This is a genomic window from Mycolicibacterium chlorophenolicum, assembly GCF_001044235.1.
Lineage (GTDB): Bacteria > Actinomycetota > Actinomycetes > Mycobacteriales > Mycobacteriaceae > Mycobacterium > Mycobacterium chlorophenolicum.
Genome location: NZ_JYNL01000043.1, coordinates 1 through 20,058, shown reverse-complemented (window position 1 = coordinate 20,058; position 20,058 = coordinate 1). Strand labels below are relative to the sequence as shown.

The 20,058-nt window shown below is 66.8% G+C and carries 12 protein-coding genes; 9 read left to right on the top strand and 3 right to left on the bottom strand.

All coding sequences use genetic code 11. The features are described from left to right. Nucleotides 1-249: 249 nt before the first annotated feature. The 6 genes from MCHLDSM_RS18300 to MCHLDSM_RS18275 all read left to right on the top strand — a co-directional run bounded on the left by MCHLDSM_RS18300 (nucleotide 250) and on the right by MCHLDSM_RS18275 (nucleotide 10,262). Nucleotides 250-1,707 (top strand): MFS transporter, encoded by a 1,458-nt coding sequence (locus MCHLDSM_RS18300; RefSeq protein WP_048471399.1) that lies wholly within the window; start codon nucleotides 250-252, stop codon nucleotides 1,705-1,707. A 16-nt stretch (nucleotides 1,708-1,723) separates the two neighbouring features. Next, the gene (locus MCHLDSM_RS18295; RefSeq protein WP_013470210.1) at nucleotides 1,724-4,198 is read left to right on the top strand and encodes a heavy metal translocating P-type ATPase; all 2,475 of its coding nucleotides are present in this window, start codon (nucleotides 1,724-1,726) and stop codon (nucleotides 4,196-4,198) included. A 103-nt stretch (nucleotides 4,199-4,301) separates the two neighbouring features. Further along, nucleotides 4,302-6,716: a phosphoketolase family protein gene (locus tag MCHLDSM_RS18290; protein WP_013470211.1), complete on the top strand. Its 2,415-nt coding sequence runs from the start codon at nucleotides 4,302-4,304 to the stop codon at nucleotides 6,714-6,716. A gap of 85 nt (nucleotides 6,717-6,801) precedes the next feature. Beyond that, nucleotides 6,802-7,296, top strand: a complete 495-nt coding sequence (locus MCHLDSM_RS18285) for a YflT domain-containing protein (RefSeq protein WP_013470212.1) — start codon at nucleotides 6,802-6,804, stop codon at nucleotides 7,294-7,296. A 115-nt stretch (nucleotides 7,297-7,411) separates the two neighbouring features. Beyond that, nucleotides 7,412-8,710: a class I SAM-dependent methyltransferase gene (locus MCHLDSM_RS18280; protein WP_013470213.1), complete on the top strand. Its 1,299-nt coding sequence runs from the start codon at nucleotides 7,412-7,414 to the stop codon at nucleotides 8,708-8,710. Between the two features lie 145 nt (nucleotides 8,711-8,855). Next, nucleotides 8,856-10,262, top strand: coding sequence for an APC family permease (locus MCHLDSM_RS18275; protein ID WP_013470214.1), 1,407 nt, complete (start codon nucleotides 8,856-8,858; stop codon nucleotides 10,260-10,262). A gap of 141 nt (nucleotides 10,263-10,403) precedes the next feature. On the opposite strand, the gene MCHLDSM_RS39510 is transcribed toward MCHLDSM_RS18275, so the two are convergent. Then, nucleotides 10,404-10,637: a VOC family protein gene (locus MCHLDSM_RS39510; RefSeq protein WP_234714103.1), complete on the bottom strand. Its 234-nt coding sequence runs from the start codon at nucleotides 10,635-10,637 to the stop codon at nucleotides 10,404-10,406. 1,049 nt (nucleotides 10,638-11,686) lie between these two features. On the opposite strand from MCHLDSM_RS39510, the gene MCHLDSM_RS18265 reads away from it, so the two are divergent. From MCHLDSM_RS18265 to MCHLDSM_RS18255, 3 genes are all read left to right on the top strand, one after another. After that, complete coding sequence (locus MCHLDSM_RS18265) at nucleotides 11,687-12,076, top strand: hemophore-related protein (protein ID WP_234714102.1); 390 nt, start codon at nucleotides 11,687-11,689, stop codon at nucleotides 12,074-12,076. A gap of 72 nt (nucleotides 12,077-12,148) precedes the next feature. Beyond that, nucleotides 12,149-12,349, top strand: a complete 201-nt coding sequence (locus tag MCHLDSM_RS18260) for a hypothetical protein (protein ID WP_041789281.1) — start codon at nucleotides 12,149-12,151, stop codon at nucleotides 12,347-12,349. Between the two features lie 66 nt (nucleotides 12,350-12,415). Next, nucleotides 12,416-14,539 (top strand): NUDIX domain-containing protein, encoded by a 2,124-nt coding sequence (locus tag MCHLDSM_RS18255; protein ID WP_234714101.1) that lies wholly within the window; start codon nucleotides 12,416-12,418, stop codon nucleotides 14,537-14,539. Between the two features lie 124 nt (nucleotides 14,540-14,663). Here the strand turns inward: MCHLDSM_RS18255 and MCHLDSM_RS18250 are convergent, their stop codons facing one another. Beyond that, nucleotides 14,664-16,304 carry an ABC1 kinase family protein gene (locus tag MCHLDSM_RS18250; protein ID WP_048471398.1) on the bottom strand — a complete coding sequence of 547 codons (1,641 nt, stop codon included), beginning with the start codon at nucleotides 16,302-16,304 and terminating at the stop codon, nucleotides 14,664-14,666. 3 nt (nucleotides 16,305-16,307) lie between these two features. Further along, nucleotides 16,308-19,544, bottom strand: a complete 3,237-nt coding sequence (locus tag MCHLDSM_RS18245; protein WP_053083026.1) for a beta-phosphoglucomutase family hydrolase — start codon at nucleotides 19,542-19,544, stop codon at nucleotides 16,308-16,310. Between the last annotated feature and the right edge of the window lie 514 nt (nucleotides 19,545-20,058).

The window sequence follows — 20,058 nt, the reverse complement described above, 5'->3', positions numbered from 1 at the left end:
CTACTATCTACGTACGTAGGACGTGGATACTGAAGGGAGAACGCGGGGGATGCCACGCGTATCCGGGCGATCCTCGGAGCTGGGCCACTTGGTCTTATTGAGGTTTCCCATCGTCTCCCCGCGCCGCCTGCCGAAATCTCTACTAAGTTATTTAGTACTTAGGTCTAAAGTCCCTTGGGTACCCGATGATCCGCTGGCAGTCTTGCCAGAGACCACACGCCGGCCGGCGAGGCGATAGACGGGGATCCGATGAACATAGCGACCCACGGGATAGGGCCCACCGCTGTGGTGAGTCGGCAGTGGTGGGTGCTCTCAGTGGTGGCGGTCGCATCGTTTCTGGTTCTGCTCGATGACACCGCCGTGGCGATCGCGCTGCCGTCGATAGGCCGTGAGCTCGGTCTGGGCCTGTCGGGGCTGGAGTGGGTGATCAACATCTACACGGTGCCCTTCGCCGTGCTCACTCTGGCCGGTGGCCTGCTGACCGACCGGTTCGGTGCACGACCGGTATTCCTGGGAGGAGTGGCGGCCTTCACCGTCGTTTCGGTGCTGGCCGGATTCTCCTCGACGGGCGCGATGCTGCTCGGGATGCGCGCGGCCCAGGGTGCTGCGGCGGCGCTGATCGCGCCGTCCGCGTTGACTTTGCTCATCACGTCGTTCTCCGGGGCGCGGCGCGGCTTCGCTTTGGGCGTGTGGTCCGGCGTCGGTGCCGCGGCACTGGCGGTCGGCCCGCTGTTGGGGGCGCTGCTGACCGACGCGTTTGGCTGGCAGTCGATCTTCTTCCTCAATCTCCCGACCGGGGTGGCGATGTTGATTCTTGCCTACGCCGCGCTGCCCAGGCCGCGGCCGGCTCGGCGGCCGCTGCGTGCGCCGGTGGATGTGGTTGGTCTCATCGCGTCCGCGATCGGCCTGTTCGCGCTGGTGCTCGCGCTGACGCAAACCAACAGCCTTGGGTGGACCTCGATCCGGCTGTGGGCGATGCTGGCGATCGCCGCGGCTAGCGCTGCGATCTTCGTGGTGGCGGAGCGGCGGTCGGCGGCGCCGTTGGTGGATCTGTCGCTGTTTCGCATCCCGAACGTCGCGGCGGCCAATGTGCTGGCGTTGCTGAACCTCGCCGTCATGTGCAGCGTGTTCTTCTTTCTTTCGCTGTACCTGCAACTGGTCACCGGGTTCTCCCCGACGCGTGCCGGCCTTGTCTTGTTGCCCATGACGGTGTTGATCGCCGTCCTCGCGCCGCTGGCCGGATGGCTGGTGTCGCACGTCGGCGCGCGCGTCCTGATCGGTGCGGGCATGGTGCTGGCGGCGACGGGGTTGGTGCTGCTGGCCGGCGTCGATCCCGGGTGGGGAATGTGGCGGCTGCTGCCCGGGCTGCTCATCGAAGGTCTGGGCCTCGGGCTGGCCACGACCCCGATCACCACCGCCGCGATGCAGCAGGTGCCCGACGAGCGCTCCGGCATCGCCAGCGCGACGCTGAACGTCTCCCGGATGGTGGGGCTCTCGTTGGGTGTGGCGGTGATGGGGGCGGTGGTGGCCGCCCACTGGCCCGGAGACCTCGCGCGATCGGCCGTCGACGCCACCGCGTTCACGACCGGCATCGCCATGGGTTTCTGGGTCAACGCCGTCCTGGCGGTCGCCGCCGCCGGGCTCGCCATCGTCGCGATCCGCGCGCCGAGCCGAGCCACCTCCACCCAGCTGCCGAATCCCCAATGACATGAAGGGCTTTGCGATGACCGAACAGCCGAAAGACCGTAGCACCGCCGTGCTCGACGTGCGGGGAATGCAGTGGGCGTCGCAACAAAGCCGGATCACCGCGGTGCTGGGCCGCCGCCCCGGCGTCCTGCAGGTGGATGCCAACCCGGTGGCGCAGACCGCGACGGTCGTGTTCGACCCGCGGGCGACGTCGCTGGCGCAGCTGCGCGATTGGGTGCGCGACTGCGGCTTCCACTGCGCCGGGCAGTCGGTGCCCCACCACGTGTGCGACCCGATGGAGGAACCGGATCCACCCCCCACCGCACACGCCCACCCCACCGCACACGCCCACCCCACCGAGCAGGCCCACGACGAAGCGGTGGCAGTCGCCGACGGCCACACCGGACATGAAGCCCAGGCGGGGGCGGCGGCGGTGCGAACCCCGCAGGAGGCGATGGGGCACGGCGGACATGCGGGGGCGTCGATGCAGGACATGGTGCGCGATATGCGCAACCGTTTCCTGGTGGCCGCGGTGTTGTCGATCCCGATCCTGTTGTGGTCCCCGATCGGACGTGACGTCCTCGGATTCGCAGTGCCGGCACCGTTCGGGCTGCGCGACGACGTGTTCACGTTGCTGTTGAGCTTGCCGGTGATCTTTTACTCGGCCTGGATCTTCTTCGACGGCGCCTACCGGGCACTGCGGGCGCGGACCCTGGACATGATGGTGCTGGTCGCGGTGGCCGTCGGCACCGGCTGGCTTTACAGCCTCGCCATCACCGTCACCGGCGGCGGCGAGGTGTTCTACGAGGCCGCCACCGTGCTGACCGCGTTCGTGCTGCTCGGGCACTGGTTCGAGATGCGCGCCCGCGGCGGCGCCAACGACGCCATCCGCACCCTGCTGGAGCTGGCGCCGCCAATGGCGGTGGTCGTGCGCGACGGCGAACCGATCGAGATCCCCACCGCCGAGGTCGTGGTCGGAGACCTGCTGCTGATCCGGCCGGGCGGAAAGATCCCGGTCGACGGCACCGTCGAGGACGGCAACTCCGAAATCGATGAGTCCATGGTCACCGGGGAAAGCCTGCCCGTAACCAAATCGCCCGGCTCGGCCGTGATCGGCGCCTCGATCAACACCACCGGCACCCTGCGGGTGCGTGCCACCAAGGTGGGCTCCGACACCGTGCTCGCCCAGATCGTGGCCTTGGTGCAGGAGGCCCAGAATTCGAAGGCCCCCGGACAGCGGCTGGCCGACCGGGCCGCGTTCTGGCTGGTATTTGTCGCGCTGATCGGCGGCACCGGCACCTTCCTGGTGTGGCTACTGGCGGGTGAAAGCGTGCAGATGGCACTCCTGTTCGCGATCACCGTGGTCGTCATCACCTGCCCCGACGCGCTCGGTTTGGCCACTCCCACCGCGATCATGGTCGGCACCGGACTGGGCGCCAAACGCGGAGTGCTGTTCAAGAACGCCACCGCGCTGGAAACCTCGGCGCGCATCGACACCGTGGTGATGGACAAGACCGGCACCCTGACCAAGGGCGAACCCGAAGTCACCGACGTGGTCACCGACGGCATCGGCGAGGACGAGCTGCTCGCCCTCGTCGCGGCCGTCGAACGCGAATCCGAACATCCGCTGGCCGGCGCGATCGTGCGCTACGCCGCCAACCGTGGGGTGCCGCGGCTGTCGCTGGACGGGTTCCGCAACGTGCCCGGGCACGGCGCCACCGCCGACGTGGCAGGCCGCCGCGTCGCGGTCGGCAACCGCAAACTCATGGCCACCGACAACGTCGACCTCAGTTCGGTGATCGATCGGCGCGACGAGCTGGCCTCGACCGGTCGGACCGCGGTGCTGGTGGCCGTCGACGGGCGCGGGATCGGGGTGATCGCCCTGGCCGACGCCGCCCGAGAAACCTCCGCAGACGCTGTCTCCGCGCTGCATGAATTGGGCGTCGAGGTGGTCATGCTCAGCGGTGACAACGAGGCCACCGCCCAGCGCATCGCCGGGCAGCTGGGCATCGACACCGTCATCGCCGAAGTGCTGCCCGGCGACAAGGCCACCAAAATCGCCGAGCTGCAGCGTTCAGGGAAGAAGGTCGCGATGGTCGGTGATGGCGTCAACGACGCCCCCGCGCTGGCGCAGGCGGATCTGGGCATCGCGATCGGTGCCGGCACCGATGTGGCGATCGAAACCGCCGACCTGGTTCTGATGCGTTCGGATCCGCTCGACGTGCCCATCGCGCTGCGGATCGGGCGGGGCACGCTGCGCAAGATGCGGCAAAACCTGGGATGGGCGGTCGGCTACAACGTCATCGCCCTGCCCATCGGCGCCGGCGTCTTCGAACCCTCACTGGGCCTGGTGCTTCGCCCAGAGATCGCCGCCCTGTCGATGTCGGGGTCCAGCCTGATCGTCGCGGTCAACGCCCTGATGCTCAAACGGCTGCGACTACCGCAACCACCACAACCCGATGCCGCCGCGGTGAAGCCATCCGGAGAGCCATCACCGGTCGGCGTTCAGTAGCCGCGACGGCGCGGCTGGACGCGCGCCGAGGCTGACCCATTGCCGACACCGCGGATGCGTCACACCCGTTTCGTGTCTACCGCCAATACTCAAGGAGCAACTCATGAGCGTCACCACCCCGACTTCCGACCTCAGCACCGCCCGGCCAGGCGCATCCGGCCCGCTGTCACCCGACGATCTGCGTCTGTTGGATGCGTACTGGCGGGCGGCCAATTTCTTGTCGGTCGGGCAGATCTATCTGCTGGATAATCCGCTGCTGCGGGAGCCTCTGCAGCTCGATCATGTCAAGCCGCGGCTGCTCGGGCATTGGGGGACCACGCCCGGACTCAACCTGATCTACGCCCACCTCAACCGGGTCATCCGGGGGCGCGAGCTGAACGCGATGTATGTGATCGGTCCGGGCCACGGTGGCCCGGGACTCGTAGCCAACGCCTACCTGGAGGGCACCTACAGCGAGGTCTACCCCGGCATCAGCCGCGATGCCGACGGCCTGCGCCGACTGTTCCGGCAGTTCTCCTTCCCCGGCGGCATCCCCAGCCACGTCGCCCCGGAAACCCCGGGCTCCATCCATGAGGGCGGCGAGCTGGGCTATGCGTTGGCGCACGCCTACGGTGCCGCGTTCGACAACCCCGACCTGCTGGTGGCCTGCGTCGTCGGCGACGGCGAGGCTGAGACCGGGCCGCTGGCGGCGAGTTGGCAGTCCAACAAGTTCCTCGACCCGGTCCACGATGGCGCCGTCCTGCCGATCCTGCACCTCAACGGCTACAAGATCGCCAACCCGACGGTCCTGGCACGCATCCCCGACGACGAGCTGATCGACCTGCTGCAGGGCTACGGACACCGGCCGTATGTGGTGTCAGGCCACGACCCGGCACAGGTTCACCAGGACCTCGCCGCGGCGATGGACGACGCGGTCACCGAGATCGCCAGGATTCAGCAAGCCGCTCGAGAAGATGGAGACACGCAGCGGCCGCGCTGGCCGCTGATCGTCTTAGCGACCCCCAAGGGATGGACCGGTCCGAAGGAGGTCGACGGCCTCCCCACGGAGGGGACCTGGCGCTCGCATCAGGTGCCGCTGGCCAATCTGGCCGACAATCCCGAGCATCTGCGCCAGCTCGAGGAGTGGCTGCGCAGCTACCGGCCCGAGGAATTGTTCGACGAGGCCGGCGCGCTGATCGCGGAGCTGGCGGCGCTGCCGCCGACCGGGTGTGCGCGGATGAGCGCCAGCCCGCACGCCAACGGCGGGCAGCTGCTAAAGCCGCTGCGGCTGCCCGACTTCGGCGACTACGCCGTCGCGGTCCCCGCGCCGGCCACGGCGCTGCACGAGGCGACGCGGGTGCTCGGGGCGTTCCTGCGTGACGTCATCCGGGACAACCCCCACAATTTCCGGCTGATGGGCCCCGACGAGACCGCCAGCAACCGGCTCGGCGCGGTGTTTGAGCAAACCGACCGGGTGTGGCAAGGCGAATCGCTGCCCACCGATGAGCACCTCGCGCGGGCGGGACGTGTCATGGAGGTGCTCTCCGAGCACCTGTGCCAGGGCTGGCTGGAGGGCTATCTACTCACCGGCCGGCACGGCCTGTTCTCCTGCTACGAGGCGTTCATCCACATCGTGGATTCGATGGTCAACCAACACGCGAAATGGCTCAAAGTCACCAACGACATACCGTGGCGGGCGCCGATCGCGTCGCTGAACTACCTGCTGACCTCGCACGTGTGGCGCCAGGACCACAACGGGTTCTCCCACCAGGACCCCGGGTTCATCGACCATGTGGTGAACAAGAAGGCGGCGATCGTGCGGGTCTATCTGCCGCCGGACGCCAACACGTTGCTGTCGGTGGCCGATCACTGTCTGCGCAGCCGCCAGTACATCAACTTGATCGTGGCCGGCAAGCAGCCGGCGCTGTCCTATCTGGACATCGAGGAGGCGGTCGCGCACTGCACCCGCGGGCTGGGAATCTGGGAATGGGCCGGCAACGACGGCGGCGACGGCGCCGACGGGCTGCCGGACGTGGTGCTGGCCTGCGCGGGCGACGTCCCGACCCTGGAAACGCTCGCGGCCGCGGCGCTGCTGCGACAACACCTGCCCGCCCTGCGGGTGCGGGTCGTCAACGTGGTCGATCTGATGCGGCTGCAGCCCGATACCGAACACCCGCACGGGCTGCCCGACGCCCAGTTCGATGCACTGTTCACCCCGGACCGGCCGGTCATCTTCGCCTACCACGGCTACCCGTGGCTGATCCACCGGCTCACTTACCGGCGGGCCAACCACGTCAACATCCACGTCCGCGGCTATAAGGAGGAAGGAACCACGACCACTCCGTTCGACCTCGTCATGCTCAACGACCTGGACCGCTTCCACCTGGTCATCGACGTCATCGACCGGGTACCGGGCCTGGGCGCCGCCGCGGCGGCGCTGCGCCAGCGGATGGTTGACGCGCGGCTGCGCGCCCGCGCCTACACCCGAGCCCACGGCGAGGACGACCCCGCCATCAGCGGCTGGACCTGGCCCTCTTAGGCCAGATCCCGACTGTCGCCGCCGGGTCGAGCCGCCCGGAACGTCGGCATCCGAACCCAAACCCAACCACCAAGGAGGAGAAACCATGGACAGCCATCGCGATCAATCTTTCGACGACCCGGCCAGCCAAGCCGCTGCCAGCGCCGAGTATCGGGTAATAGCCAGCTACCGCGACTACACCCAGGCGCAGGGCACCGTCGACTATCTCTCCGATGCGGATTTCCCCGTGGAGAATCTACGCATCGTGGGCCACGGCGTGAGCACCGTGGAGGCCATCACCGGCCGCATGACCCCTGCACGCGCCGCCCTCACCGGTGCGGCCGGCGGCGCATGGTGGGGCTTGTTCATCGGCCTGCTGTTGGGAATGTTCGCCGCCGGCGCCGCATGGTTAGGCGTCATGCTCGCCGGCCTGCTCATCGGCGCCGTGTGGGGCGCCATCTTCGGGTTCGTCGAACATTGGGCCACCCACGGCCGCCGGGACTTCACGTCCGTCTCCACCCTGGCCGCCGAGCGCTACGACATCGTGTGCACGCCGGCCCTGGCCGCCAAGGCCGCCGATCTCCTCACCGCCAGGCGCTAACCGGCGGTGGGGGAGTTGCGTCATCGCGGCCGGTGAGACCAGCACCTCGCCGCTAAACCAATACTGATTAGCCCCGACAGATAAGTGTCAGGTTCTGCACGGAAGGTTTCTGCCCATGACGATCGCTGAAACGGTGGCGCCACTGGTTCGCGCGGCCGTGGGCCGGGACGTTCCGGTCAAGATCAGATGCTGGGACGGCAGCCGGTCGGGACCCGCGTCCGCGCAATGGCAGTTGAACCTCGTCAACCGCCGGGGTCTGCGGCGACTGCTGTGGGCTCCGAACGAACTCGGCTTCGCACGAGCCTATGTATCCGGCGACATCGACATCGAGGGAGACCTGCTCGCCGGGCTGGATGTTTTGGAGCAGATGTCAGACCCGAGCCGCGGTCCCGGTGTGCGTACCGACGCCGAGATGAAGAAGGCACTGGCGAAAGCGGCGCTGCGGCTGGGGATTATCGGTCCGCCACCCAAGCCACCGGCAGAGGAGGTGAAACTGGCGCGCGGTCACCGGCACGACAGGCGGCGCGACGCTGCCGCGATCAGCCACCATTACGACGTCGGCAACGACTTCTACCGGCTCGTGCTGGGTGAGTCGATGACCTACTCGTGCGGGTACTGGGCGCAACCCGGCGAGGATCTGGCCGCGGCTCAGTACGCCAAGTGCGATCTCGTGGCGCGCAAGCTCGGCCTGACTGCGGGCATGCGGGTGCTCGACGTCGGCTGCGGATGGGGGACCTTCGCCCTGCACGCGGCGCGCAACTACGGTGTACATCTCGTGGGCGTGACGTTGTCGCACCAGCAGGCGGGGTATGCGAGTAAACGGATGGTCGCCGAGGGCATCGCCGAGCGGGTGCAGATCCGAGTGCAGGACTACCGAGACGTCGACGACGGGCCGTTCGACGCGATCTCCAGTATCGGCATGGCCGAGCATGTCGGCGTCGCGCTGCTGCCGACATATGCCGCGCAACTCTACGCGCTGCTGCGCCCACAGGGCCGGTTGCTCAACCACGCGATCTCGCGGAGACCAGGCAAACGGGCGGGCTTCTCCAAAACGTCCTTCATCGATCGCTACGTTTTCCCCGACGGGGAACTCGAACCGATGGCCACGATGATCGAAGCGCTCGAAGGGGCCGGCTTCGAGATCCGCGACGTCGAGGCGCTTCGCGAACACTACGCGCTGACGCTGCGGGCCTGGGTGGCGAATCTGGAAGGCAACTGGGAGGAGGCGGTCGCGCTGAGCAGCGCCGGCCGGGCACGGGTCTGGCGCCTGTTCATGGCGGGCTCGGCGCTGGGGTTCATGGCGAACCGGCTCGGGGTCAACCAGATTCTGGCAGTCAAATGCGATGCACGCGGTCACAGTGGCATGCCTGCCACCCGCACCGACCTTCTGCGGTCCCGGGCGTCGAAACCGTGAGCGGCGGGGCGGGGTGACATCGCGCCGGCGCGTCCGTAGTTGTGACTGCGAGTGTCACCCGGCAGATGGTTCCCGCAGTCGCGCAGGCCGTTTCGATGCGATGCTCACCCTCTGATTAAGAGGAAGTCGGAGGCTGGCTTTCGTCATGCGACCGCGACAGAGTGGTCTGCAGCCCCAGCGGGTGCTGTTGTTGGTGGCGTTCGCCTTTGCGGTGATGGCAGACCCGGTGTCCTCGGTGGCCTATGCGATCGAGGCTGCGTTGCGGGCGCTGGACGGCGATCTCGGGCTGCTGTTGCCCACGATGACTATGGTCATCGCCGTCATAGCGGTGGTGACCCTCAACTATCACCAGATCGTGGCGCGCTACCCCGCAGGTGGTGGTGCCGCAGCGGCCGTGGGAGACGCATTCGGGGAGCGGTGGGCCTTCGTGCCGATCGCAGCCCTGGTGGTGGATTTCACCCTCACCATCGCGATCAGCGCCGCCGCAGGCGCCTCAGCGATCATCGCGTACCTACCCGCGCTCGGCGGATGGCGCCTCCCACTGGCATTGGCACTGATCGTCGGGGTGGCTGGTCTGACCTGGTTCGGCCATCTCGGCCGTGCGGTGTTCGCCACGATGACCCTCACCTTCCTCGCGCTCGCCGTTGTGGTACTGGTGTATGGGCTCGCTGCCCACCCACAACCGCAGGCAACCAGCGTCCCAGCTACCAGTTCGCCTGCGGCAGCGGTGGTGTTGGCATTCCCGGTGGCCATGGCGCTGGCAACCGGGGTCGAGGCGCCCGCATCGGCCATCGCCCAACTGGACCAACTCGATGGCACGGGCCGGCGCAGGTTCGGGCGCATCACGCTGTGGCTCACCCTGGCGATCGTCGGGATAATCACGTTGGGGCTGACCGCCCAAGCCGTTCACCTGCGCATAGGTGTCCCTGGTCCGGACAGCACGCAGATCGCCGAACTGGCCCGCATCGCCGCCCCCGGGCCAGTGTTCGCCGCCTTCCAGCTCGCCACAACGCTGTTGCTGTTGTCGGCGGCGAGTTCGTCATTCCAAGCCGGGCCGGGCCTGCTCAAGGCGCTCGCGGCCGGACACGACTCGGCAGAGCCGTCGCTGGGGATCCTGCCTGCCGGCTTAGGCCGCACCAACAGCCACTACACCCCCTACTGGGGAGTGCTGATCTTCGTCGTCGGCTCCGCGGCGCTGGTCACCGCCGCCGGTGGCAACGATCAACGCCTGGTTCTCTTCTACGCCGTAGCGGTGTTCCTCAGCTTTCTCGCTGGCATGCTCGCGATGACTCGCTTGTCCTACCGCGCCCGACAACCCGCAACGCTGGCCGTGAACGCCGCCGGAGCGCTCGTGGTCGGCTTCACCCTCGCGGTCAACCTCACTCGGGGCGCACCCCTGGCGTCCATGGCGGCCACCGGGCTCATCGCGCTCATCCTGCACCGGCTGTGGGTCCGATCCGGCCGTCCCAGCGGCATACAGCAAGCCAGCTGTCAATGCCAGGTGACTCGCACCGCACCCGGCCTGGCTCGGCGTGCAAAGGGCAAGGGGTGACATCGAGATTGGTTGGGGTGCCGCGGCGCCACCGCTCGGCGTCCGAGACCGACTCGCCGGCCACATCGATGCCCGCACCGCCGGTCGCGCATGCCCGACCTGGCTCGCGGACGCCTGGCCATGATGCAGCCAGGGCGGAAGCTAGACGTTGGGAACAAGGACCTCGCCTTCGAGTCCATCGGGGTCGCGGAAAAATATGCTGTGCACCGTGCCGAAGTCGTTAATGGTGCCGTCGCTGGCGCCTTGGTCGATGAGTCGCCGCCGAATCGTTTCGAAAGCGTCCGGTGAGGCGGCCTGGAGGCCGAAGTGCTCGATGCGGCCACGGCCCCACAAAGGCGATTGCCGGTCGGGTTCGGTGTTTCCCTCGATCGCCACAATGTTGAGCAAGGTGTGGGCCCGATCCGAAGCACAGTCATTGTCTCGCCGGGATTCTCTCCGTGGGGTCGGGTAGGTCCGACTTCGGCGTCGAACACGTCGGCGTAGAAGCCCAGTCGGGCGACGTTTTTCGAGATCCAGGCGATGTGATTGACGCCATCGAGCAACAGGGGAGTCCCCTTCGAGGTGGACTCGCGACAATCATGCCCTCGCTCATGAGAACAAGGAGGCCAAGGTCGTCGTCTGCCGCGCCTTTGCGGCACGACGCGATCGACGCGGAGCCCGAAACCGTTTCGGGCCGGCCGATCTCGCGAAATGGCGCGAACGTTCGGTGCCGCACCCGATTTCCACCACGACGAGATCAGCGATATATCCGAGAGGGCATCATCAACCGCACCCAGTTCCACTGCCCACCGATGAGCGCCCCAGCACGTTTGGAACCAGGCATTGTAAGCACGGGCCTGCGCCGCAGTGAGGTCCTCCATCATCGTCGGCGACCGCGGTGATCGGTACGGCTCGCCGCGGTCGACTTTCGCGAAGTATGGACCAACTGCGTAGATCCCAGATAGGTTACGAAAGCGGCATCACGATCGTGCATGGTGGACGTGAATCCAGATGTTCCCTGACATACGGCTGCAGGGAATGTTGGGGTTTGGCGCCGACATAGAGGGGCCCGATGGGAGATATTCCTGAGCGTCGATCAAATAAGCCTCCGAACACCCGTGGCGCTGCTGCAGTGGACGGTTTGCGTGGGCGGCGGCACTATCGCAAGACTGCGCGCCGGGCATCTTCCCGGAGCGAAGCCGTGTCGGCTGGGCCCCGGCTTAGACCTCAGGGGAAGCGACTACGTGGGCAACCGACACCACGAGGGTGTCGGCGCCCGACGCCGGGTCAACGCGGACTTCAGGCGATGCGTTCAGCGGTAATCATGGGCGGTCATCAGAAGCAGCCGTTCGGAAGGAGTGATGACAGTGAATAAGCGCATGCATGGCGGGCGGGTTCCACGGCGTGTGGTTCGCGCGGCAGCAGCCGGCGTGGCGGTGGGAATCGTGGCATTCGCAGCAGCGGGTGCGGCGGCTGCGCAGCCACCGCAAGATCCGTGTTCTCCGGCAGCGGTGATGCGGGCACACGCCGCCGCGATGACCCAGATGGCCGACTATCTGGACTCCCGTCCAGACGTCCAGCAGGTGTTCATTGATGCCAGGAGCCAAGGCACACCCGAGGAGCGGCGGGCCGCGATCAAGGCCTACACCGACACCCACCCAGACGTGGCGGCCACGTTCCAGAACATCCGTCAACCGGTCAGGGATCTGAGCGCCAGGTGCGGCCTGCCCATGCACCAAGGCATGATGCCCGGGGGTATGGCGCCTGGGGGTATGGCGCCTGGAGCTATGGCGCCCGGGGAAATGGCGCCTGGCGGTATGTCGCCCGGGCAGTAAGCGCTGCGCGATAGTCGTCTGAGCAGCGAGGCACCCCAGAAGAGCATCGCGGGCGATGAGCAGATTCTGTTCGTGCTCGACAGTCAGGACCTCGAGGGAGACCACACGGTGTTCATAGACATGCGCGCCCGGCTGGCCCGGTCGAGGCGGCCGAACCGGATCCTCGAGGTCACTGTGGAGGCGGCCAGGCTGCCGGGTCTGCTGGGCCGCAAGCGGGTGCTGGACTGCACTCCGCTCGATGACGCAGTGGATCGATGGACACCGTCACATTGATCCCCGAAAGTCGCGGATTGGCCCTGGCCCGGGTGAGCACACGCATGCGGCACACACGATCCAGCCATGAGGCGCACCATGATCCATCCCGTCAAGATCGTTGGTGACGACATGCCCACCGGATTTGATCCGAACGTGGGGCCGTGCTCGCCGTGCGTGGCTCGGCTACAGTCGCCTGCCGAACGGCTGGAAAGGCTGCGGGAGAGGATCCTCGAACAGACGGACCCCTTGGTCACACTGACGCACCTGCTGCATCTGTGCCGTGACGAACACCAGGTGTTGTGGGCCCAAGTCACCGATCCGCGGATACGGGCGATTCTCACCACGATTCTTCGTCCGATTGAGGCGATCGCCGTGTCCCGGCCAGCTGAGTCAACCCTAGACACGCCTATGCGCAGTGCGCTGGCTGAGGCGCTGATTCCTGTCGAGGGCGTCGCGCCGGTGATGATCGCCCACGCGCTGGCGCGGTTCGTGGACCAACACTACGGGGATTTTCTTGCCGACTCGTTCCGACGGCGCAGTCCGTATCAGCCAGCAGTTGGTGACCCGATTCCCTTGGGAGTGCCCGACATTCGCGCTGTGATGGACATGCGGCCCACCGCGCCGCCGTGGCGGTTGGCCAACCGCCTAGACGAAATCCGCCGAGTTCGGCTGGCTGGCGGGTGGGCCACCCAATTTCGAATCGTGTTCGACTACAGCCTGTTTGACGCTTTGGCGGATCTAGTCACCATCGACACCATTATCGCCACGTGCCACCCGAACACGGCCTTAACGGAGTTCACGCTGCCTGCGGATCCGGCACAACCCGCGTTCCCCGTCCGGCCAACAAATGTACGTCAACAACGCCGCATCCTCGATGAGCTCATCGGTGCCGCCGCCGACGCCGGCGCCTCGATCGTGGTGCTCCCCGAGCTGTGTGTCACCGAGTCGCTGTCGCGACGACTGCAGGCGTGGGTGCGCCGCCCGGACGGACCTCGACTACTGGTCGCGGGCAGCTACCACCACAGCGAAGGTTCACCGCGCCGGCGGCGCAACACCGCGGCCGCCTGGGTGCGCGGGCATCCAGACCCGCTGATCCACGAAAAACACTCTCCCGCACAGCATCCGATCCTCGAAGACATCCAACCGCAGGGTTGGCCAGAGTTGCGGGTGTACGTCACAGCCGCGGGCTGGCATATTGTGGTGGCCATCTGCCGCGATCTTCTCAACCCGCAGGCAGTACACGCCTTAACGGAGGCCGGTGCCAACCTGGTGCTGGTTCCCGCGATGAGCGAACGTCTGACCCCATTCACCGGCCAGATCGCCCACCTCGTCGGTTCTTCTCAGGCGCTGGTCGCGGTGGCCAACAACCCTGCGGACTGGGCCGATCCCGACAACCATGCCGTGCATCGTCCGGCGCGCGCGCTGTTTGGACACCCCGGTCTGGGGCAGCAGACCCGCCTGGTCGCGTCCGCGGACGCCGCGGCCGGTTTCACAACCATGCACGTGCGGTCAGCACTGATCGGCTGGACCAGCATCGACGCCCAGGCCGGGCCTGACCGGGCATCGCATTCGGGTTCAGCGTCACCGGCGGTGATTCCGCCGTGGGCGCAGTCATTGGCCGCGGCAATGGCCCGGCGTTACCCGCAGCTCACGCAAGAACCCCGGCAGGTCGTCACGCTGCGGCCGGCGGCAGTATTGGTAGTGCTCACCAGTGGGCCGGCGGGGCCACGGGTGCTTCTCACCGAACGCGCCACGGATCTGCGCGACTACCCGGGGCGACTGACGTTTCCCGGCGGCGCCCAGGATTCGGGCGACACCGGCCCGATCGACACCGCCCTGCGCGAGGCGGCCGAGGAGATCGGGCTCAACCCGCACAGCGTGCACCTCCTCGGCGCCCTGCCCGCGATGACCGACCCGGAATCGAAGTTCTTGGTGACCCCGGTACTCACCTGGTGTGCTCACCCGGAATACAGCGGGCCAGTCAACCTCGCTGAAGTCGCCTCGATTCTCGAGCTGGACGTGCGCGCAATCGGTACTCGATTGTGCGACGCCAATCCGGGCCCACAACAACAGCATTCGAATAGCGGCACGGAGCCAGCGCTGAACCGCCTCGGTGCGCTGACCGCTACGGTGATCGACATACTGAGCGGCTTGCTTGGGGCGGACACAACACTAGATAAACCCGCCCCGGATCCTGCAACGACATGAACTCGATCCGCACAGCACGCAGGCGTGAACGGTCATCGGGCCGGCACGCGGACCGGTCAGTACATCCTTTTCCTCGAAGGCAGAACACTTTTGGTCTTTCCGCATGCGCGGCCAGCCACGAGCGCTAACTTCGGCGTGGGCGCGACGTCAACGCGAGGTAGGCGCCCAATGATCCCAGGCCGGCACCCAAGACAGAGAGGGCCTGGGACCGTCGGTGGCGCGGATCGGCGGCCATGACGTCCCCGATAGAGCGCACCAGAGCGGCGATTATCAGCGCGGCACCTAACCGGAGACCGGTCGCCTCGAGTCTGCCGACGAATGGCTCCAACTCGGCTGCACGAAGGTGAACTTCGGGTCCACCCGCATCGAGCACGTCCCGCAACCGGCGTAACTGGTCAGGGAGTTCCGCGGTAACGTCGAGCACGTCGACGCCGGCTTGCCTGAATCGACGGGCCAATGCGTCCAGCGAATACCGGCCGGCGACAAGGCGACGGGCGTAGGGACCGATGATCGCGGCCAGCTGAAATGCCGGATCGAGCTCTGCCCCTAGGCCTTCGGCCATGACAAGCATCTTCAACTGCAACGCCAGTTCGCGCTGCAGTTTCAGGTGGTGCTGGCGGACCACTGCGAGTACATCGTGGATCAACGCTGCGACCGGGATGTTCCCCAGCGCCCGTCCGGTGTAACGCTGCAGGATGGGCGCCAGGTCCGCGGTAAGTGCGGACACGTTGATCGTGCCCTTGGTTGAACTCAGTTCGGCGACAGCCGAAGCCACGCGGCGAGGATTCTGCCCGGCCAGCGCGACAAGCAGCGCGGCGAGTTGCTCGCGAAGGCGTTCATCGATCTCGCCCGCCATGCCGAAATCAATCAGGCCAATGCGGCCGTCAGGTTCGACGAAGAGATTGCCCGGGTGGGGATCGGCGTGAAAGAACCCGTCCTCGAAGATCATTTTCGCGACCGCCCGCGCCGCGTTGTCCGCCAAGACTCGCCGATCTATACCGGCGGCGTCCAGCGCGTGCACGTCATTGATCTTGATTCCCCTGATGCGCTCGATGGTCAACACGCGCGAGGTGGTGGTGTCCCAATAGATTCGGGGGATCCGGATCGTGGGGCTGGCGGCGAAGTTGGCGGCGAATCGCTCGGCGTTGCGGGCTTCGTGCAGGTAGTCGAGCTCGGCCCGCAAGGTATCGGCGAACTCTTCGGCGATGCCCACCAGGTCGTAGTCGGCGGCGGCCTCCCAGCGCCGACTCGCGCGTGCCGCGAGATTGCGCAGAATCTCCAAATCCTGCTCGACCTGTTCGACTACATGCGGGCGGCGCACCTTGACCACGACTTCGGTCCCGTCGTGCAGGGTGGCGGCGTGCGCCTGCCCCAGTGAGGCGCTGGCCAACGGTTGCAGGTCGAAGGTCGCGAAGATCTGCGACGGGGGACCTGCAAGCTCACGCTCGATAAGCTCGGCGATCACCGGAGCAGGCACCGGTGGGGCCGAGTCCTGCAGCTTGGCCAATTCCTGCCGGTAGGGCTCGGGCAGCAGATCGGGGCGGGTGGACAGGATTTGGCCCAGCTTGACGAAGCTGGGGCCGAGCTGCTCAAGAGCCAGCCTCAGGTGGTCGGGGTTGGAATACGGCTGTTCGCGGCGTTCATGACCCAGCAGTCCGTGGTGCAGCGGCACCCATCGTTGCAGACCCGTCACGCCGATGAAGAATCCAAAACCATGGCGCGCCAGGGTTTCTGCGATCTGTCGGTACCGCTCACCGTGGGCCATGGCCTACATCTTCAGCTCAGTGGGGGAGGGCTCCGACGCCGCAGACGATAACGGCACTTCCCAGACGTCGCCCGCGTTCAGCGTTTTTTCGATGCCCTCGACGCAGAGTTGGACCGGGGCGGCCGAACACGGCGGCAGATGCAGTCGTGCCCGCTGCTGAGTCAGATCGACGCTGATCGGCTGACCGCGGTAGCGCAGCCGAAACGACGCCGCGGTGAGTTCGGCGGGCAACACCGGGTGTAGCCAGAGCACATCGCCTCGGGTCTCCACGCCGCCATAGCAGCGGATCACCATGTCGGCGGTGCCGGCCATGGCGCCGGTGTGGACGCCTTCGCGGGTGGTGCCTCCTTGGGTGTCGGCCAGATCGGCCTGCAGCGCCTCGGTGAACAGCGACCACGATTGTCGCCGGTCGGTGCGCGCCGACACCCACCCGTGGGTCAGCCTGCTCAACGTGGACCCGTGGCTGGTGCGGGCCAGGTAGTAGCGAACCGTGCGAACGATCAGCTCCGGCGGCAGCTCGTAGCCGAGTTCGGCGAATACGGCGCGCAGTTCCTCGGCCGAAAACAGGTAGAACAACATCAGCACATCGGCCTGCTTGGAGAGCTTGTAGCGGTTGGTGGTGTCGCCCTCGGCTTGCAGGATCAGATCCAAGCGTCCGATGTTGCCGTAGCGGCTGCGGTAGCGACCCCAGTCGAATTCGGACAGCTCGCCGTAGCCTTCGAACTGGCTGATGACGCCGTCGTGGAAGGGAACGCGCAGCCTGCTGCTGACTCGGCGCCAATGGGCCGGCTCCTCGGGCTGTAGCTGGAGGCGACGCCAGAGTTGCTCACAGTCACGGTGTGCCAACAGCGCCACCGTCTCCTGCGCGCGGGCAAGCACCCAGGCGGCCAGGACATTGGTGTAGGCGTTGTTGCGCAGTCCCTGCCCGGGTGTGTCGGGGTAGCCGTCGTGATATTCGTCGGGTCCCATCACCCCGACGATGTCGAAGCGGTCATCGGCCGGGTCGTGTGCCGCCAAGCTGGCAAACAGCCGCGCCACCTCGACCAGGATCTCCGCCCCGTAGTCGGCGAGAAATCCGATATCGCCGGCGGCCTGATGGTACTGCCACACGCAGTAGGCGACGGCCAGCCCGACGTGACGCTGACGGTGCGAGTTGTCCGGTACCCATTGTCCGTTGCGGACATTGAGCAGCTGTGTGGGTGTTTCTTCGCGGCCCTCGCTGCCGGACTGCCATGGGAACATCGCCCCGGCCAGGCCTGCGGCGCGGGCCGCGGCGCGGGCGGCGTCCAGGCGGCGATGGCGGTACAGCAACAAGGACCGGGTCAGTTCGGGTTGGCGCAGGGTCAGCATCGGATAGACGAATAGTTCGTCCCAGAAGATGTGGCCCCGGTAGCCCTCGCCGTGCAGGCCTCGGGCCGGCAGGCCGGCATCGAGGTCTGGTTCTGCGGCCGAAATGGTTTGCAGCACATGGAAAATGTGCAGATTCAATGCCAGTGACTGCTGCGGGCTCGCGGCCATATCGATCCCGAATCGCTGCCACATCTGCTCCCACGCCTGCGCGTGGACCTCGAACAGTTCGCCGAATTCGGGAGCCCAGCCGATGCGGTTGCATGCGTCTGCGGCGGCGGTCGAGATGGCCCGGTCCCGAGAGGTCGCCACCGCCGCGACTTTCTCTATCGCCACGTGTGTGCCCGGCTCGAGGCGCACAGTCAAGGTGTGTCCTGCGTAGGCGGGCGCAAGCACAGGCTCGCGGTTGATCACTGCGTCAACGCCGCGGACACGGGTGCGCGCGACGGTGGCGATGCTGATGTGAGACTGGCTTGTCGCAACGTCGGCAAGCACCGTTTCGCGGTCGACTTCTGTTGTGGCTGTGGGGATGAGATGGTGGTGGGCCAGCTCGTGGTCGGCGGGCACATTGCGGTTGGCGACGGCGGCGTTGATCCCGGACTCGACAATCATGTCCCCGGACCAGTTTTCGGATTCGAGCATGACTTCGAGTGCGGCCAGGTGTGGATGGGTCAGGGACTGTATCTGTCGTGACGTGATTCGCACAGTGCGGCCGGCCGCGTCGCGGTAGCGGTTGGTACGTGTCAGTACGCCGGCGTGGATGTCGAGTGTCTGATCGTGGCTGACCATGTCCGGCGATCCTGGACGCAACGGCCCCCCGCCCGCGAACCGTACCGTTAGATGCGTCCAGTCCGGGGCGTTGACGAGGTGTTCAGTCTCGACGGTGGCTCCCTTCAGATCGGTGGTGAGCCGGTTGTAGACCCCCGCGAGGTAAGTACCGGGGTAATGGACGTTGTCGGCGGTGCTGCCGGGAACGGCGCCGCGGGTAGCCCAATAGCCGTTGCCGAGCGTGCACAGAGCCTCCCGTGTCCCTTCCTGTGCTGGGTCGAAGTGGTCGTAGACCAGCTGCCACCCGGCCTGGGTGGGGACCGTCGCGCCTCCGCACCATGCCCGGTTTGTGTGGCCTCGGCCGGGCCGGGTCGGCGGTATCTGGGTGAGATCGGTTACCACCACGTCCGCTCCCGCGTCGGCCAGCGCTGATCCGGCTCCGGTGCGGTCGACCCCCACCACCAGACCAAAACCTCCGTCTGCGGCGGCGCTGACACCGGCGGTGGCATCTTCGAACACGATCGCATCGCACGGCGGCACGGATAGCCGGCGGGCCGCCTCGATGAACATCGCCGGGTCGGGTTTGCCGGGCAGCGACAGCCGCATCGCGTCGATGCCATCGACACGCACCGAGAAGAAATGCGTCACCCCGCCCGCGTCGAGAACCGCCTGACTGTTGCGGCTGGAGGTCACCAGCGCGGCGGGCACATTGCGTGCCTGCAGTTCGACGAGCAGTTTTCTCGCGTCGGGAAACACCGACACCCCTGCCTGGGCAAGCAGGTCCTCGAAGATCTGCTGTTTGAGTGCGCCGAGTCCGTACACGGTCAGTTGCTCCGGGCCATCATCGGTGCTGCCGACCGGCACCTTGAGACCGCGCGAGGCCAGCAATGCGCTTACACCGCCTTCGCGGGTGCGCCCGTCGACGTAGGTGCGGTAGTCGCGATCCGCGTCGAAGGGCGGTTGGCGGTCACTCCCGATGGCGGGAAGGACCGTGTCGAACAGCTTCTTCCACGCCGCCGCGTGCACGGTTGCGGTGTCGGTGATCACCCCGTCCATGTCGAAGATCGCCGCGCCGTAGCCGTTGCGGGTACGCCCGGCAGGCACCGGCAGGTGGTCGAGGTGCATCAGCAACACCGACCGGGACTGCCGGACCCGGCCACCCCGCAGCGGGTCGCGGTGAACCGGCGGTCCCCGGGCCAAACGTGCGCCGACGCAGGGCCCAATCGGGGTCCTGCCGGATGCGGCTGGAGGAGGATCTCGGCAGCCGGTTGAGGCCGGTCCTCGGGAAAGACAGCCATCGTCGTTATCGGTCCTTGATCGTGGCGTGCGCCATCTACTAGCGCCAACAGTACTGGCCAGGTGCGCATGAGCGTAGGTGCCCGATTTGCTGGTTGGCGGCGGACCGACAAGTTCAGGGACTTTCGTCAGTCGGATTTGGGCCTTTAGGTGGGCCGACAGCCGACGTTGTCCCATTGGGCTGCTCGCCCGAGGGGTGCAACGTTGGCGACGTAATGCACTACGCCCTTAGCCTCGATCCACCGATAAATTGGTTGGTCGTGGGGTGTCGGAATGAGGAAAGTGCCCCTTGAGCTGGGAGGATTGGTGTTCTCTACGCATCAATCAGGCCAGTTCAGAAAGG